Raw genomic sequence first — 16,745 nt, 5'->3', positions numbered from 1 at the left:
AAAGAGTTTTAATCAACCATCCCAATTGCGGTTTGTGGTTCTATAAATTGCTTGTATTGCTCATAGCGAGTAAAGATATCCCGAACATAATTGTAGGGTTCTGATCCTCTTACAAAGCCATGCCTAACTACATCATCCAGATAGTATTTCTTTTGAGCAAGTTTCAATAAATAGGTCTCTACATTATCATCCCAGATATTGGGATCTTTGCCATTCTTTTCTGCCAGGCGCATAGCATCCAATACATGTCCAGGGCCACAGTTGAAAGCAGCTAAGGTGAACTTCACTTTTTGGATAGAATCTTCTACAGCCTCAAATCTATCGCGAATTTTATTCAGGTATTTTACCCCACCGCTAACATTCTGTTCCGGATTATAACTGTTATTCACACCCAGTTCTTTAGCCGTTTCCGGCATTAATTGAATCAGCCCTTTTGCTCCTGCCCAGGATTCTGATTTAGGATCAAACCTTGATTCCTGGTATACCTGTGAACAAAGCAGGCGCCAATCCCATCCTATTTTGGAGGCATTTTCTTTAATAATATCATCATATTTACTAATCCTGTTACCATTTTTACTGTAAAAATCACTTTGGATCCTTCCCCTGTAGGACTTTTTATTTTTGAAATACTTATTGTAGATGACATAATAATCATCCATTTTTTTCTCTTTTGTTATCCATTTATTTATTGCTTTTAACAATTCCGGAGAATTTTGTCTGACAGCCCAGGCTATCCGTTGAGAGAAAGATATGCGCGTGTCAATATCGAGAATAGGATAAAATGTTTTATTGATTGCAGCGATATTATAATCTGCAATTGTTCTTTCAATTTCACCATCCACTACCATTCTGATGATCTCATCGGTAGTAATATTTCCTTCAATGTGTGCAATCGGAATTTCATCGCCTATCTCATCCTGTAAATTTTTTATGCGTTCGGCATAAGAAGAATTTTCCCGGACCCACACGGTATCATTTATTAATTCTAAAGTGTTTGAAATTAACTCTTTATCGATCTTGTATCCGGGCAGGGATCGCCAGTTATCAGGCATACGCTGAACTAAGGTCTGGTGGGTTACATAATGATTCTCTGTAAAACTAACCAGCTTTTTTCTGGGTTCAGTTATAGTCAAACCATAAGCAATCAAATCTGCTTCACCATTATTAAGCATATCAAAGAGGTCATCTATATCATCTGCAACTGTAATCTTAAGTTCAAGTTCTAAATCCTCTGCTAAGCGAGATAATAGCTCATATTCAAAACCCATGGGTATTCCTTTGTATAAAAAATAACTCGTGGAATTGTAAATTGTTATGGCATGTAATACTCCATCTTTTTTGATAGCCTCAAGATCTTTAGAGACTTTATAGGGTGGTTTTTCCTTACCTGAATTATACAATTCGGCATTTTCTTCTGAAATTCCGTTCCCCTGAGAGCAGCTTGATAAAATTATTGAAAGAGCGAAAAAAAATGATTTCAATTTTGAATCCATAGCGGATAATTTACGAATAAACCATTGAGATATAAAAAGAAATGTTAAAAAACAGAATTTATCTTAAAATTTTTACAGAGAAAATGCCGCTAGTATTCTTATATCAGCTGTTGGCCTGAAATTTTGACCCAATTCCATTACTACCTGTTCCTGTTGCTTCCGTCGAGCTTTTTTCATTAGACCTAATCTTCAATTTTAGCTGGAAACAACTGGATATATTTATAGAAGATAGCCTAACCTCCAGAAATGGAATTTTGAGAAAATCTTTAATCTGGTACACAACTTAAACCTATCCATCTGGAATTGCCATTCAAATCTACAATCTTGCAATTGCATTGCATTTTTTTATAGTTACTTTTGTATTATGAAATTTTTGGCAGTCATATTTTCCATTTATTTTCTGGGATTAACCTTAATGCCTTGCGAGGATGAGGTGATTTCTCAGGATGCAAATACTGAATTTCATCAGGTGGAGAGTTCTCATTCGTCACAATCTTCGGTAGATGATTGCAGTCCTTTCTGCCAGTGTCATTGCTGTCATGTTCATATGTTAAGTTTTAACTCTTCAGATCAGGAGCTAATTTCTCTAGAAATTTCCTCGGAAACCCCGGAAATGAACTACCAGCTGGGAGACGATATCCCCGGATCTTTTTTCCAACCACCCAGGGTTTAATTCAGTTTTGGGATACCTACGTCCAAACGACACTAATTGTTTGGGCCAAATTCAATTTTCACTGAATTAAACATATTATTCATGATTAATAAGATCATTGATTTTTCAATCAATAATAAATTTATTATTGGGTTGTTCACTGTAGTACTTATTGGTGCTGGTATCTGGAGTATGACCCAGGTGCCCATCGATGCGCAACCCGATATTACCAATAACCAGGTGCAGGTAATTACCCAGGCGCCAAATCTGGGAACACAGGATATAGAACAATTTGTTACTTACCCAGTGGAAATTGCCATGAGTAATCTACCAGGAGTACAGGAAATACGCTCTGTTTCCCGTTTTGGTCTGTCAGTTGTTACTATAGTTTTTGAGGATGATATGGGAACCTATCTTCCCCGACAACTTGTAGCTGAAAAGCTTGGACAGGTCAAAGAAGAAATTCCTGAGGGATTTGGGAAACCTTCAATGGGCCCTATTTCTACCGGGTTAGGGGAAATATTTCAGTATACACTGGAGGTAGATGAAGCGCATAAGAACGAGTATTCACCAACCGAACTTAGGACTATTCAGGACTGGATCGTCCGTCGCCAGATGGCTATGGTTCCTGGTGTGGTAGAAGTGAATGGCGTGGGCGGAAGGATCAAACAATATGAGGTAGCAGTAGATCCTGATGAACTGCGCGCTATCGGCCTATCCATTTCTGATGTGTTTGAGGCCCTGGAAAATAATAACCAGAATACTGGAGGTGCCTATATTGAAAAAAATCATCAGGCTAATTTTATTCGTGGCGAAGGCCTTGCCAGAAGTATTAAAGATCTTCAGAAGATTGTAATTACTAACTCTAAAGGGATTCCTATTACTATTGGTGACGTCGCCGAAGTTGGAATAGGAAGCGCGGTACGCTATGGAGCACTTACAAGGAATGGAGAGGGCGAAACTGTAGGCGGAATGGTGATGATGCTGAAGGGCGCGAATTCTAATGAGGTCGTAGAAAATGTAAAAGACCGGATAGAGCAAATCCAGAAGTCATTACCGGAAGGAGTAAGTATCAAATCGTTCCTGGATCGCAGTGAGCTAATTGCCAATACAACTTCTACAGTAAAAGGCAATTTGATCGAAGGTGGACTTATCGTGATCTTTGTCCTGGTTCTGCTGCTAGGTAACTGGAGGGGAGGACTCATTGTAGCTTCAACTATTCCCTTATCCTTATTATTCGCATTTATATTGATGAATACGTTCGACGTCTGGGCTAATCTAATGAGCCTCGGCGCTATCGACTTCGGAATTATTGTGGATGGCGCTGTAATAATCGTTGAAAGTACTGTCTTTATTCTTTACCAGAGAATTGGAAAGAATCAGCATGATGTTCAAAAAGAAAAGGATAAGATCGTGGCATCCTCTTCCAAGAAAATGATGAATTCGGCATTTTTTGGTCAGTTGATCATACTTATTGTATTTCTACCAATACTGGCTTTAGAAGGAGTGGAGGGCAAAATGTTCAAACCCATGGCCCTTACTTTTATTTTCGCCATGCTTGGTGCTATGATACTATGCCTGACTTATGTACCGATGATATCTTCGGTTTTTCTAAAACTACCAAAAAAGAAGAAAAACACCTGGGGAGATCGCTTCGTTACCTGGTTGCAGCTTAAGTATGAACCTCTTCTTCAAAACGCATTGAAAAAGAGCAAACTTGTTATTGTTTTTACAGTGGGACTCTTTGCTCTGGCTATATTTCTATTTACCAGAATGGGTGGCGAATTCATTCCGCAGCTGGACGAAGGAGATATTGCGTTTCATGTTATCCTTCAACCAGGTAGTTCCCTTGATGAGGGGATACAGACCTCCACAAGAATAGAAAACATGTTGCTGGAGGAGTATCCTGAAATTGAACAGGTGGTTACCCGTTTTGGTGTGTCTGATGTTCCAACAGATCCCATGCCTATGGACATTGGGGACAGTTTTATCATCTTAAAAGATAAATCTGAATGGACGTCTGCAGAGAGCAAGGAAGAGCTTATTTCAAAAATAAAGCAAAGCCTTAGTGTTATTCCCGGGCTGAGTTATGAATTCACCCAACCGGTAGAAATGCGTTTCAATGAACTATTAACGGGTGTTAGGGAGGATATTGCAGTAAAGATATATGGAGAGGACCTTGATCTCCTTGCGACGAAAGCACAGGAAATTAGTAATCTTATTGGCAATATTGATGGCGTAGCCGATATGAAAGTTGAAGCGACCACGGGATTACCTCAGATCACTGTAGTGTATGACCGGAATAAGATCGCTCAGTATGGCCTCCAGATCGATGATCTGAATTCGCAAATCCAGTCGGCATTTGCAGGAGGAAAAGCGGGAGTTATTTTTGAAGGGGAAAAACGATTCGATCTGGTAGTTCGTCTTCAGCCCGAAAACAGGAGAAACATCGGTAATATCCAGAATTTGTATGTGAATATACCTTCCGGGGAGCAAATCCCGCTAAAGGAAGTTGCAGACATCAGCTATAAATCTGGTCCCATGCAGATAAGCAGGGATAATACTAACCGCAGAACCTATGTGGGAGTGAATATCAGAAATCGAGATGTAAAATCTGTGGTGGAGGATATTCAGAATAAATTAGATGAAGAATTGAGTCTTCCCCCGGGTTATTATATTCGGTATGGTGGAGCTTTTGAAAATTTCGAACGTGCCAGGAAAAAACTGCAAATTGTAGTTCCAATTGCCTTATTCCTGATCTTTATCCTGATCTATTTTGCCTTGAAATCTTTCAAACAAACCACCATGATCTACATGGCTATTCCATTAGCTGCTATTGGTGGGGTCTATTCTTTATGGTTAAGAGGAATGCCCTTTAGCATATCAGCCGGAGTTGGCTTTATCGTGTTGTTCGGTGTAGCGGTATTAAACGGACTTGTTCTTATAAGTGGCTTTAATGAACTGAAGGATGAGGGAGTACTAGATATTTCCGAGCGTATCAAACTTGGAACAAAGCGAAGGATAAGGCCAATTTTATTAACGGCACTAACCGATGTTTTAGGGTTTCTGCCTATGGCAATTTCATCTTCGGCCGGGGCTGAAGTACAAAGGCCTCTAGCGACCGTGGTGATTGGCGGACTAATTACTTCAACTTTCTTAACCTTATTCATCCTGCCTGTTCTTTATCGCTGGATGGAAACTAGAAAAAATTTCAATAAAATGAATCCAAAATTAGCTGGTGTTCTGGCCTTGATCGTAGTCGCAGGGTTTAGCAATAATTTGAGGGCGCAGGAAACAAATGGAATGGCGGAGATTTCCCAGCAAGAAGCAGTTGAAAAAGCGCTGGAAAATTATCCGGTTTTAAAAAATAAGGCCCGTGAGGTAGACAAGGAAAACGCCATGAAGGCTTTGGCATGGGATTTTGGAAAAACCACTGTATTTACTGGCGGGGAAGAAATTGGTGATGCAGGTGGCATATATACTACTGTAGGTTTTCAGCAGCAGGGGATAGACCTTTTTGGAATAGCAAGTAAGAATAGGCTTTATAATGACCGCATAGATATGGCTGAAAGTGACCTTGAATTGTCCAGATTACAGGTTAGCCGTGAGGTGAAGAAAGTGTGGAGTTCGGCTTATTCGGCAAAATTAAAGCTGAAACTTTTTGACAGCCTGGACTCTCTGTATACCCGTTTAGAAAAGGCGGTTGATCTGAGATATGAAACTGAAGCTATTTCCAGACTGGAAATGCTCGCCGCTAAAAACAGGATCAGGGAGATAGAAATTCAGAAAAATCAGGTGGCAAGTGATTATCAAAACTCAATTAGGGAACTAAATTTATGGCTTGGTGAGGAAAATTTTGGTGTTTCAGGAGAACCTATAAGCAATCCTGATCCGGAAACTGAGTTGCTTCCAGAAAAGGTTGGACAACATCCTCTACTTCAGATTTCCGAAGAAAAAGTACAGGTGGCAGATTCCAGGGTAAAGGCTGAAAAAACTGATTTTCTTCCGGCTTTTAATCTTCAGTATGGCTTACAGGAGGTGAACGGAGCCACCGGATTTTACAATTATCAGGTAGGAATTTCAATTCCAGTTTTTTCAGGGAAAGAACATGCCGATGTGAAAACCGCAAAAATTGAAAAGGAAATTGCCGAAGAAAATCTGAGATTCAGAACAACGCAAATTTCTACCCAATATCAATCGGCCCTGGAGAATTTCAAAAAGTGGAGATCTTCCTGGGAATTTTATCGCACCGAGGTGGTTCCGCTACTTGAAGAGCAGCGGCAGGGAACTTTACTGGCATTTAATGAAGGAGCGATAGATTATACTGAAATGATCCAGAATCTGGATAATGCCATCCAATCTGAACTTCGGGCGATCGAAGCTTATAAAAATTACCAGTTCGCTCTGGCCGAAATTGAATTTTATCTTAAAAGAAAATAAAGAAATGAGAATTATAAAGATCATATTAGCAAGTACAGCCATTCTCCTGGCTTCCTGTGGAGAAAACAATAAACAGGTTTCCGAAGAAAAAAATAATACAGCTCAGGCACCTACTGCGAAAGATGTAATGCTCACCCAGCAGCAATTTGAAGCTCTGGATATGAAAATTGATACGCTGACTTCTAAGCTTATGAGCGGATTTGTTGAGGCAAACGGACACCTGGAGGTACCGCCTCAGAGTGAAGCTACGGTAACTCCGGTAATTGGCGGGAATATCAGTTCCATAAAAGTGATCGAGGGTGCTGAAGTTGAACGCGGGAGTGTGCTGGCTTATCTAAGTCATCCCGATATCATCAAAGTTCAGATCGATTATGTAAACACGGCAAACAGACTGAAATTCCTTGAAAAGGATTATGCCAGGCAGAAAAGGCTATATGAAGAGGGCGTAGGTTCTGGCGAAACCTTTCAGAAAGTAGAATATGAACTGGAAGGTGCCAGGGCACATTTAAACGGTATGAAAGCTCAGTTAAGGCAGCTTCATATTAATCCAGAACAGATTAAAAATGGAGATATTCAACAGCAGGTACCTGTTCTAAGCCCAATAAAAGGAGCTGTGCAGGCGGTGAATATAAAAACGGGGCAATTTGTGCAATCCCAAACAAATATGTTTGAAATTATTAATACAGACGATGTGCATGTAGATTTGATGGTTTTTGAGAAAGATGTTCCGAAGGTGAAAAAAGGTCAGAAAGTATTTTTTAGCACCTCTTCGCAGCCGGGAAAAGAGATGGTTGCAGAGATACTTTCTATTAGCAAGAATTTTGAACAGGATCCCAAAGCGCTGCACGTGCATGCTGAAATTGACAACCGGTCTGGCCAATTGGTGCCAGGGATGTATGTAAAAGGTAGAATTGTTATAGAAGATAATAAGACATTATCATTTCCTGAAGGCGCGATCGCTAAGAATGGCGATAGGTTTTATATTTTTTCCGCAGAAAGGGAAGGTGAACAATGGAGTTTTAAACCAGTTGAAATCACCACCGGAGTTACTGAAAATAAATGGACCACTGTGAACTTTATGGAAAAGGTGCCTGAGAATATGAAATATGCTTTTAACAATGCCTATTATCTTATGGCCGAATTGAATAAAGGCGAGGGAGGACATAATCACTAAATACTATTAAATACGAACTAAAATACGTTGATTTTTATAATAGCAACAGGGGCGTAATTATACCGATCCTAAATTCATTTTTATTATAACTTGAAACATCGAAATTTTCTAAAGCATAATCTGAATAATCATAATATCGGCCTATATAGGCAATATAAAAGCGGAAGTCTACTTTGTCGAAAGGGCTATAATATAAGGTTGGGATCCAACCATAACTAGTTCTTAGACGCTCATTCCCGGTTTCGAAATCACCTATAGCACCATTGGTCATTAAGGTGAGTAATCCTTTGAACCTGGGACTAAATCGATATTCTGCCCTTAACCAGTTCTCTATATAGGATGCATTTCCTGCAACATTCCCATCACCGATTATTCCAGTGACTACACCTTTAGTGTCAATTTCTTCATAGCTATACCGAAAATCATACATCAATGTCAAATTGTTATTCTCATACTTGTGTCCTAAAGTAAAGAAAGTGGTTCCCTTGTCTTTCACCTCTATAGAATGACTGGCACTATAGATCGTTTGGAGCTTTCCGTCAAAAAAGCTTCCCCGCCAGTTTCCAACTACCGCTACCGGCCAATCTGGTTCCTCAATTCCTTCTGCCGCCGAGTCTCCGTAAAGGTCATCATAATGTACGGTACGTGAATTTAAAACCTGGAAACCAAATTGATGATCCTCCACCGGGTTATATTTAATACCTGCACCGGTAACATAAGCCAGAGCATTTCCATAAATATCATTATACTCAAGAATTTCCAAAGCACTGAACTCGTATTCATAACCTCCATAATAAGCGAACATTTTTCCTATTACCAGGTCAAGTTTTGGACTTGCTTTATAGTTGATATATGCCAATTCAATATTACTTCCCAGGCGATCCAGGCTTTGCACATCAGCAGTATTATTAAACCTGTTTCTAAAGCGAAAACTTAATCTGTCATTAATTTTTGCTGAAATTCCGAGAGCTGTAAATCCATTTTCAAACTGCAATCCGTTGTAATAATTATCACCACCTCTAAACATGTAAGCCTGAAACTCTGCCCGCATATCAAAAGTGATATCGATATTTTTTAGGAGTTCAATTTTATCAGATGGGATTAGAGCTTTATTCAAACTGTCAGATTCTTGTGAGAAGCCTAATACTGGTAATAAAAGGAGTACACCTATTAAAAATGACCTTTTTAAAGAAGAGTGAAAATTTCCCGATCTATACATTAACGGGGTTGTGGTTTGCAGGGTCATTTATTTATGTGTTTAGGTTCTCAAAAGGAAACTTGTACCACAGTCTCCTTTTGAGAATTTACTAAAAAATTATGGAAAATTGATGAAAGACTAGAAAATTAAGAAGGAGTTTGTTTTATTTTTAATAATGTAGATATGGGAATCTGTTTGATATACTTTTAGAGATCTTATTTAGTATATACCTGTATAACACCATGCCTGGCATTACTTCCATAAAACGCCTGGGCATCTTTCAGTATTTTATATTCCGACACATCCTTCAATTCCAATTCATTTAATTTCCTGAGCGTACCAGGTTTATTATCTATTAAGACAAGTGGCATTTTCGTTGGATCTGAATCTTTATCTATGTTGAGCTCTTCCTTTAATTGCTGGGATAACTGTGCATAGAAATCGGTTTTTTCTCCCTGAGGAAGATGATCTACTTTTATTGAAGTCATTCCTAAAGCATAATTTCCAGGAGAAAGATTTCTTATAATATTTTTTCGCAATTCATCAATTGAATTCTCCTTTCTAATTGCCCGAATGATCTCCATTAATTGATCATTTTTATAAAATGAAATGATGCGATAATTTTCTTTAGAGTTTAATTCGATGGTGATAGGAGAGGCATCAATTACCAAGACATCATTTTTATCTTGCCAGTCCAGGTTATTTTTGATCGATTGGAATTTAGAATCGATATCGCTTACGTTCTCCAGATCTTTTTCTTTGGTAATAACCTCATTATTGGTTTTTGAATAAAAAGTATAAAGTGGATTTTCGTTTAGTAAAATGATCTCATTGTTCTTCCAGATCCTGATTGCCTTTTCTTCACTTTCTCTTAGGTCCTCTAAATCATATTTAACTAGCATTGCATCCAGTTTTTCATAGAACCTTTCTGAAATTTGATTCTCTGGTGGAGCAATATTTTTCTGGCAGTAAGAATTTATAGAGGTTAGAGTTAAAAGTAGCAGGACTAATTTCTTCATAATTTAATTTTCGGGGGGGAATAATAATCTGGGGGTGAAGATAGGAAATTATCGGTTAAGGCTATTAATTACTGGATTTAACTAGCTATTTGGCCTTGGTGGTCCTTGCAGGGAAATAGTTCACCAGAATCTATATAGCGAATTTTTCTAATTATTTATCCTGAATTTCGAATCCCAGAATACTAGGAATAGAATGTCTAAATTATCATAATGTCAGCATTTCTTCTGTCTTTTCCCAAACATAGTATTTACTGTATTCCCCTAAGCAATAATAGTAAGTGCCGTCAGGTTTTATAATGATAAAATATCCATAGGATAGTTCAAATGGGAAGAACAATTCTTTAACAAGGTTTTCATTATCCTTTTGCCAGTTAACCCGGTTGCTGTAAAAGTATTTCAGCTTTTCTTTGTCTACTGGTGAGATCCAGAAATGGGAGACATCCGTTATTTTCTTTAATTTCCTCACATAGTTTCGATCAAAAATGTTCCAGTTGGTTCTTGAATTTTTATTTTGTTCAGCTTCTGAAACTCCAGTGAGGTAATTGATCACTATTACATCATCAGCAGCAATCCCATCGCTTTTTAAAGAATTCAGGTAATCTTTCAGGTTCTGAAATTCAGAATCTTTTAGAAGCCCGTATTTCTCTCTGTAAAATATAACTCCATACCTTGCAGTATCATTTTCCAAATAGAGGGGAAGATAATCTGGATTATTTCTTATTTCGTAAAACTCCTTTCTGCTTATCTCAAATCCTTTTTCATGGTAGAATTTATAGGCTTTATGCTGACCGTAACATTTGAAGGAAAAAACAATTAAAAGGAACCAAAGTAAATTTTTCACGAACTAAACTAATTATTTTGTGAGGGATTATTTAAATGACTATTGAATAGCAAGTCACACAAGATTCTTGTTCAGATGCGGAATATAATAATTTTTTTTAAAGCCTTTGGGCTTTGATACTGGACCTAATTCCTTTTTATCTGAAAAATTAATTGAATAGAATTGGGAAAAATATAGTAAGTTTAAATATCCCCTACGATAATATCAAAATTTTATTATTAATCATAAATAGTATGATATGAGATCGTTATGTTCAAAATTTCTTGTTTTTATTCTGATTACCTTAATCTCATGTAGTAAAAGTGATGACAGCAACCCTGAAGAAAATTTAGCTGTTGAATATGATTATTATATAGTCTGGACCACCAATGATCAGGATTATAGCATAGGAATTGAACTTAACAATCAAGACGAGGGTTATGGCCCTACGATGTGCTTTTGCAGAAGCGGATGCTCGCATAGCCCGGGGCCTGGTTTTATTCCTGCAGATGAATCCATGCCGGCAGCCAGTGTCTATTTCACCAATTTCAATGATGGAAATTGTGCGGGTTATGAGGAGAACGTTCGGTTTAATGATTCATATCAAACAGGTTCTTATAAGCTCACCACAAATGATTACGAAAAGGGAATTTATATAAATATTTCAATGGATTTTACAGATACATCCACCCATTACACTTCTTCGATTGGAGAGCAACCGGCTTCAAGCTACGTAAGGATCACTCAGTCTCAACCAGATAATAAGGAGATCACTTCGGGGTATTTCAATTTTGGACAAGTAGTTACAGGTGAATTCGAGGCTCGTTTATTTAACTGGGATGATCCCTCTAAATTTATCGATGTAAAGAATGGACATTTTAAACTAAGAGTTCAATCGTTTCAAGATGGTAGATTAGACCAATAGTGTTCACTAAAAACAGAAAGAGTATTTCTGTATTGCGCAAAATTATTTACCTAATTTCAATATTCTTACAGCCCCCTGAATCACCAGGATAAAAACTATAGTTCCAATAATCAGGTCTGGTTTGCCTGATTTCAACCAGTTTACAAGTAGTGCGGCTACGATAACTCCTAAATTTATAATTACGTCATTAGAAGTGAAGATCATACTTGCCTTCATGTGGGCTTCTTTTTTGCTCTTGGATTTCTGTAAGAGGTAAAGGCAAATTCCATTTGCAATTAAAGCAAGGATCGAAATGATAATCATGGTGGAGAAATCTGGAAGTTTTTCGTTGCCAAAGAACCTTCTCAGAACTTCTGCAAACCCAATTACGGCGAGAAGGATTTGAAAATATCCGGCTAATTTTGCGATTTTCTTCTTTCTAATTACAGATCCACCTACTGCAAAAAGACTTATCCCATAAACAAATGAATCGGCTAACATATCTAAACTGTCCGCAACCAATCCCATTGATTTTGAAATTAAGCCAGTAGTCATTTCAATGATGAAAAACGCAAAATTTATAACCAGTACAGACCAGAGGAGTTTCTTTTGATTCGAGTTTTCATTAAAATCTGTTTGGTCGGTCTGTTCTGTAATAATCTTTTTACTTCCCAGGTTCAAATTCAGGAGCGATTTCTCTATTTGATCTATTTCTCCAGTGTGAAAAACCGTTAGTTTTCTATTGGGAATATCAAAATCAAGATTCTGGATATTCGAATGGCCATCTAATTTTACCCGTATTAGATTTTCTTCGGAAGGGCAATCCATCTTTGAAATTTCGAAAATTGATTTTTTCATTCCCATTTTTATTTGCCTCATGTTGCAAGATAAATTATGTAATTGAACTAGAGATTTGGTTTATATGTTATGCTTCATCATATTCAATTCCAATTATACCTTTTTAAGTAAAGTTTCATGTAACCTATGTTACAAACGCATAGTAATTGAATAATTATATTTGGCTCCATGAGATTGAAAAGCTTTATTTCATTGATATTAGTGTTCCTGTTTATGGGAAAGCTTTTTATCGTTGATGCAAATGCGGTTGAGGTAATCTTTCAAGGAGATATAAGCTTCGTGAAACCTGATTGCATCAAAAAGCATTCGATCAAAAAATCATCCAGGCCTTTCAATTTTCATGAACATGTAGATTCTGAAGACTCCAGTCTTCAATTAAGCAGTTTTTGCACTACCCAGTTTAAATTCGATGTTCATACCTGGGAACCTTTGTTTTCAGAGGTGTTGAATGTCAGGGAAAAATCTTTCACTTCAAACTTAAGTTATCGTTATCTCGATAGCAAATCCCCTCCTCCAAAGCGAGTGTAATTGAAACCTAGAAAATTTTTGAATCTGTGATTCTTACGGTTCAGATCTAATTATCAATTACAATAACATGCATAATGACGAGAAACGTTGAAGTAAGTCGTCGTTCCATCCAGTTATTGCGAGTCCTGGTAAGCGGAATTTTTCTTGTGGCAGGAGGCAATCATTTGCTCAATACCACCAAAACAGTCCGACGTCTGGAACAGGCCAGTTTTAAAGGTATCGCCTATTTTTTTGGTGATCCGGAATGGCTTGTCATTCTATCTGGAATCGTAATGCTGGCAGCTGGATTTTTATTCTTAATAGGATATAAGACTAGGTGGGCGGCAATCATATTAATACTCATTTTAATACCAATTACACTATCTGTTCAGGTTGGACAGATCAATACACTTGGTCCGCTTTTTAAGAATATAGCGATTCTTGGGGCCCTTTTGTTTTTTCTAATAAATGACACCGATAAACTCTTTAAAATCAAATAAAATGAAATTCATTTTTTATATCAGCATTTTATTAATGCTTACCATCTTCAGTACCACAAAGGTGAACGGACAAACTCACCAAAATCTACCAAATAACTATGTGGTTCTTAATAAAAAGGTCCCTCAATTGAAACCCATTTTGATTACCGCCAAAAAGTTGAAAGAGGAGGACGGAGAAAATTTCGGCAAATTTGAAATAATCTTCTGTGGGAAAGAAATTGCCGATATTACCGATCCTTCAAAAATTGAAAAATTCATTCACGAAGCTGATAGGTTAGGAGTTCAGCTTGTCGCCTGTGGATTCTCTCTTAACAAATTTAAAGTAGATCATACATCTGTTCCTGCAGGCATCAAAATAGTAGAGAACGGAATTCTTTACAATTTTCAATTACAGAAAATGGGCTTTTTAAGTTTAAGCCTTTAGATCTCAATATATACACCTTTAATTTATAATTATAAGATGATGAATAAGAATAAAAAAGATATAAAGCGCGGCTGGATACAGTATGCTGTGTTTGCAATAATTGCTTTGACATTATATGCTACCGGTTTACACACAGAGGTTATAGGGTTTGCCCAAAGAGGACTGCTTATGACCGGTTTGATGAATCCTGATGTAAAGGAGGAAAAGATTATAGCCAGAATAGAAAGTGATGATTCCACATCTTTGGAGACGTTCAGGAAAGACCCAAAAGCTAATTTCAATATGAACCTAAAGAATGAAAAAGGGGAGATCATTTCTCTATCAGAATTAAAAGGGAAGGTTATTTTTTTAAATTTCTGGGCTACCTGGTGTCCTCCTTGTGTTGCAGAAATGCCTTCCATAGACCAGCTCCACGAAAAAATGGGGGGTGAAATTGCTTTCGTCATGTTGTCTATGGACCAGGATTTTAATAAAGCTATTTCATTTAATAAACGAAAGGGTTATGATTTACCAATCTACCAACTGGCAGGACCTTTACCAGATATGTATCGGTCTTCAGCAATTCCTACCACCTTCGTGATAGATGCCGATGGGAACCTGGCCCTAACTCACAAAGGAATGGCCGACTATAATACGGATGAGTTCAAAGACTTCCTGAAAAGCTTGAAATAGATTTGCTAATTCTAAAATAAGCTATGAACAATTTAAAGTTAACAGTGGTTTTTGTAATGCTGGCTATCGGGTTTTCATCATATGGCCAGGTTACAAAAGCTCCTGAATGGAATGCTGAAATTCAAGAAAGATCCTTTAGGCCGGGAGATACTATTACGGTAGAATTTACTTCGGAAATTCCTGAGGAATGGTATATGTATTCAAGTGATTTTGATCCAAACCTGGGCCCTACCGTAACCGAGATAAATTTTAAGAAAGATCCCGGATTTAAGATCTTAGGATCTATAAAACCTATTGGTGCAAAAAGGAAATACGATCAAATTTTTGAGGGCGACTATACCTATTTTACGAATAAAGCAATATTCACGCAGAGGTTATTAGTTTTAGAAGAGAACCCGGTTATAAATGCGGTTGCTTCTTACCAGATCTGTTCAGATATAAACGGACAATGTATCCCATTTACCAGTGAAATCCAGGTGGCTGGAAATAATCAAGGTTTTCAAGAAGAACAAAAAGAGGCAGAAACCCTTAGGATGCAGCCGTTCGAAAATGAGTTTAAATCTCAGAGTAAAAAGCAGAAGGGGTTTTCTTTCCTTTTATCATTTTTTCTTTTGTCATTTGGTGCAGGACTGGCAGCTTTATTAACGCCATGTGTATTTCCCATGATCCCTATGACGGTTTCATATTTCACAAAATCAAACCGCGATCGCAGGAAAGGGATATTTGAAGCTTTGATGTATGGTGTTTCAATAATTTTGATTTACACCCTTATTGGGACCTTATTTTCAGTTTTATTTGGAGCTGCTTTTGCAAATTTTCTAAGTACCCATTGGATCCCGAATTTATTGTTCTTTGCGGTATTTGTCCTATTCGCTTTATCATTCTTTGGAGTCTTTGAGATTCGACTACCAAATCGCTTGATAAATAAGATGGATGAGAAATCGAACAGAGGGGGAGTGTTTGGTATTTTTTTTATGGCCATAACCTTAGTGCTGGTTGGATTTAGCTGTACAGGTCCCATTGTAGGGACAATTCTTTTAGAAGCTGCTGGAGGTGAAATGCTAAAGCCTTTGATTGGAATGCTTGGGTTTTCACTAGCCTTTGCTTTACCATTCACGTTGTTTGCTATCTTTCCAAACTGGTTAAGATCATTACCAAAAAGTGGAGGTTGGCTTAATACTGTCAAGGTTTCTCTTGGGTTTCTTGAACTTGCCCTGGCATTTAAGTTTCTGAGTATTGTAGATCAGGTATATCACTGGGATCTATTAAGCCGGGATCTCTTTCTTATTTTATGGATAGCTATTTTTTCTTTTCTGGGACTTTATCTTTTAGGGAAGATCACTTTTCCGCATGAAGAGAAAAAAAATTCAGTTTCAGTAGGAAGAATCATAGCTGCCTTAATGGTATTTAGTTTCGTAATATATCTCATACCCGGCCTGTTAGGAGCTCCTTTAAAACCACTGGCGGGCTACTTGCCTCCTATGAGTTCTCAGGAATTTAACCTCATGGAGCTATCTGCAAATACTCCAGTTATGAGTAAAAAGGAGGAGCCTGATGAGGAATGTGGAACTCCTAAATATGGCAACTTACTTGAACTGCCTCATGGATTAGATGGTTACTTTGATTATGAACAGGCTTTAAAATGTGCTAAAAAGAAGAATAAGCCACTTTTCATAGATTTTACAGGGCATGGATGCGTGAATTGTCGTGAAATGGAAGCAAGCGTATGGTCAGATCCAAAGGTTTTAAGGAGGTTAAAGGAAGACTACGTTGTAGTAGCACTTTACGTAGATGAAAAGCAAGAACTTCCAGAGAGCATGTGGTATGTGAGCTCAAACGATAATCGCATAAAAAAGACGATTGGATCTCAAAATCTGGATTTTATGATCCAGAAACTGGATGCCAATGCTCAGCCTTATTATACTCTTCTTGATAACCAAGGAGCATTGCTAAATTCCCCAAAGGCCTATGACCTTAATGTGGATAGATTTGTACAATTTCTAGATGAGGGTTTAAAAAGATTTAAGGATCATCAAAAATCAGATTAGAGATAGATTGAGATCAAGATTTATTGATAATGAATG

General features: G+C 37.6%; 14 protein-coding genes. 9 read left to right on the top strand and 5 right to left on the bottom strand.

All coding sequences use genetic code 11. The annotated features are described in order from the left end of the window. Positions 1–8: 8 nt before the first annotated feature. Entirely contained in the window at positions 9–1,493 is a 1,485-nt protein-coding gene (locus G3I01_RS16060; RefSeq protein WP_219549556.1) for a transporter substrate-binding domain-containing protein, read from the bottom strand. Between the two features lie 364 nt (positions 1,494–1,857). Between G3I01_RS16060 and G3I01_RS16055 the strand changes: the two genes are divergently transcribed. The 3 genes from G3I01_RS16055 to G3I01_RS16045 all read left to right on the top strand — a co-directional run bounded on the left by G3I01_RS16055 (position 1,858) and on the right by G3I01_RS16045 (position 7,759). Beyond that, on the top strand, positions 1,858–2,166 hold the full coding sequence (locus G3I01_RS16055) for a DUF6660 family protein (protein ID WP_219549554.1): 309 nt from the start codon (positions 1,858–1,860) through the stop codon (positions 2,164–2,166). Positions 2,167–2,247: 81 nt separating this feature from the next. Beyond that, positions 2,248–6,585 carry a CusA/CzcA family heavy metal efflux RND transporter gene (locus G3I01_RS16050; RefSeq protein WP_219549552.1) on the top strand — a complete coding sequence of 1,446 codons (4,338 nt, stop codon included), beginning with the start codon at positions 2,248–2,250 and terminating at the stop codon, positions 6,583–6,585. Positions 6,586–6,589: 4 nt separating this feature from the next. Beyond that, positions 6,590–7,759: an efflux RND transporter periplasmic adaptor subunit gene (locus G3I01_RS16045; protein WP_219549550.1), complete on the top strand. Its 1,170-nt coding sequence runs from the start codon at positions 6,590–6,592 to the stop codon at positions 7,757–7,759. 34 nt (positions 7,760–7,793) lie between these two features. Here the strand turns inward: G3I01_RS16045 and G3I01_RS16040 are convergent, their stop codons facing one another. The 3 genes from G3I01_RS16040 to G3I01_RS16030 form a co-directional block, all read right to left on the bottom strand. Continuing rightward, positions 7,794–8,876, bottom strand: a complete 1,083-nt coding sequence (locus G3I01_RS16040; RefSeq protein WP_257710657.1) for an OprO/OprP family phosphate-selective porin — start codon at positions 8,874–8,876, stop codon at positions 7,794–7,796. 296 nt (positions 8,877–9,172) lie between these two features. Next, the gene (locus tag G3I01_RS16035) at positions 9,173–9,976 is read right to left on the bottom strand and encodes a hypothetical protein (protein WP_219549548.1); all 804 of its coding nucleotides are present in this window, start codon (positions 9,974–9,976) and stop codon (positions 9,173–9,175) included. Between the two features lie 205 nt (positions 9,977–10,181). Then, a complete protein-coding gene (locus G3I01_RS16030; protein ID WP_219549546.1) occupies positions 10,182–10,817 on the bottom strand; it encodes a hypothetical protein in 636 nt (211 codons plus the stop codon). Positions 10,818–11,055: 238 nt separating this feature from the next. Between G3I01_RS16030 and G3I01_RS16025 the strand changes: the two genes are divergently transcribed. Next, the gene (locus G3I01_RS16025) at positions 11,056–11,721 is read left to right on the top strand and encodes a hypothetical protein (RefSeq protein WP_219549544.1); all 666 of its coding nucleotides are present in this window, start codon (positions 11,056–11,058) and stop codon (positions 11,719–11,721) included. A gap of 42 nt (positions 11,722–11,763) precedes the next feature. Here G3I01_RS16025 and G3I01_RS16020 read toward each other — a convergent pair whose 3' ends face one another. Next, complete coding sequence (locus tag G3I01_RS16020) at positions 11,764–12,558, bottom strand: cation transporter (RefSeq protein WP_219549542.1); 795 nt, start codon at positions 12,556–12,558, stop codon at positions 11,764–11,766. A gap of 168 nt (positions 12,559–12,726) precedes the next feature. Between G3I01_RS16020 and G3I01_RS16015 the strand changes: the two genes are divergently transcribed. The 5 genes from G3I01_RS16015 to G3I01_RS15995 all read left to right on the top strand — a co-directional run bounded on the left by G3I01_RS16015 (position 12,727) and on the right by G3I01_RS15995 (position 16,709). After that, a complete protein-coding gene (locus tag G3I01_RS16015) occupies positions 12,727–13,086 on the top strand; it encodes a hypothetical protein (protein WP_219549540.1) in 360 nt (119 codons plus the stop codon). A gap of 74 nt (positions 13,087–13,160) precedes the next feature. After that, positions 13,161–13,565, top strand: coding sequence for a DoxX family membrane protein (locus tag G3I01_RS16010; RefSeq protein ID WP_219549537.1), 405 nt, complete (start codon positions 13,161–13,163; stop codon positions 13,563–13,565). Between the two features lies 1 nt (position 13,566). Then, entirely contained in the window at positions 13,567–13,989 is a 423-nt protein-coding gene (locus G3I01_RS16005; protein ID WP_219549535.1) for a sulfur reduction protein DsrE, read from the top strand. Positions 13,990–14,025: 36 nt separating this feature from the next. After that, positions 14,026–14,661 carry a TlpA disulfide reductase family protein gene (locus G3I01_RS16000; RefSeq protein WP_347708995.1) on the top strand — a complete coding sequence of 212 codons (636 nt, stop codon included), beginning with the start codon at positions 14,026–14,028 and terminating at the stop codon, positions 14,659–14,661. Positions 14,662–14,684: 23 nt separating this feature from the next. Next, a complete protein-coding gene (locus G3I01_RS15995; RefSeq protein ID WP_219549533.1) occupies positions 14,685–16,709 on the top strand; it encodes a thioredoxin family protein in 2,025 nt (674 codons plus the stop codon). The last annotated feature ends 36 nt before the right edge of the window (positions 16,710–16,745 follow it).

This window comes from Gramella sp. MT6, from assembly GCF_019357415.1.
Lineage (GTDB): Bacteria > Bacteroidota > Bacteroidia > Flavobacteriales > Flavobacteriaceae > Christiangramia.
The sequence above is the reverse complement of the archived record's forward strand: the minus strand, read 5'-3'. Positions and strand labels throughout refer to the sequence as shown.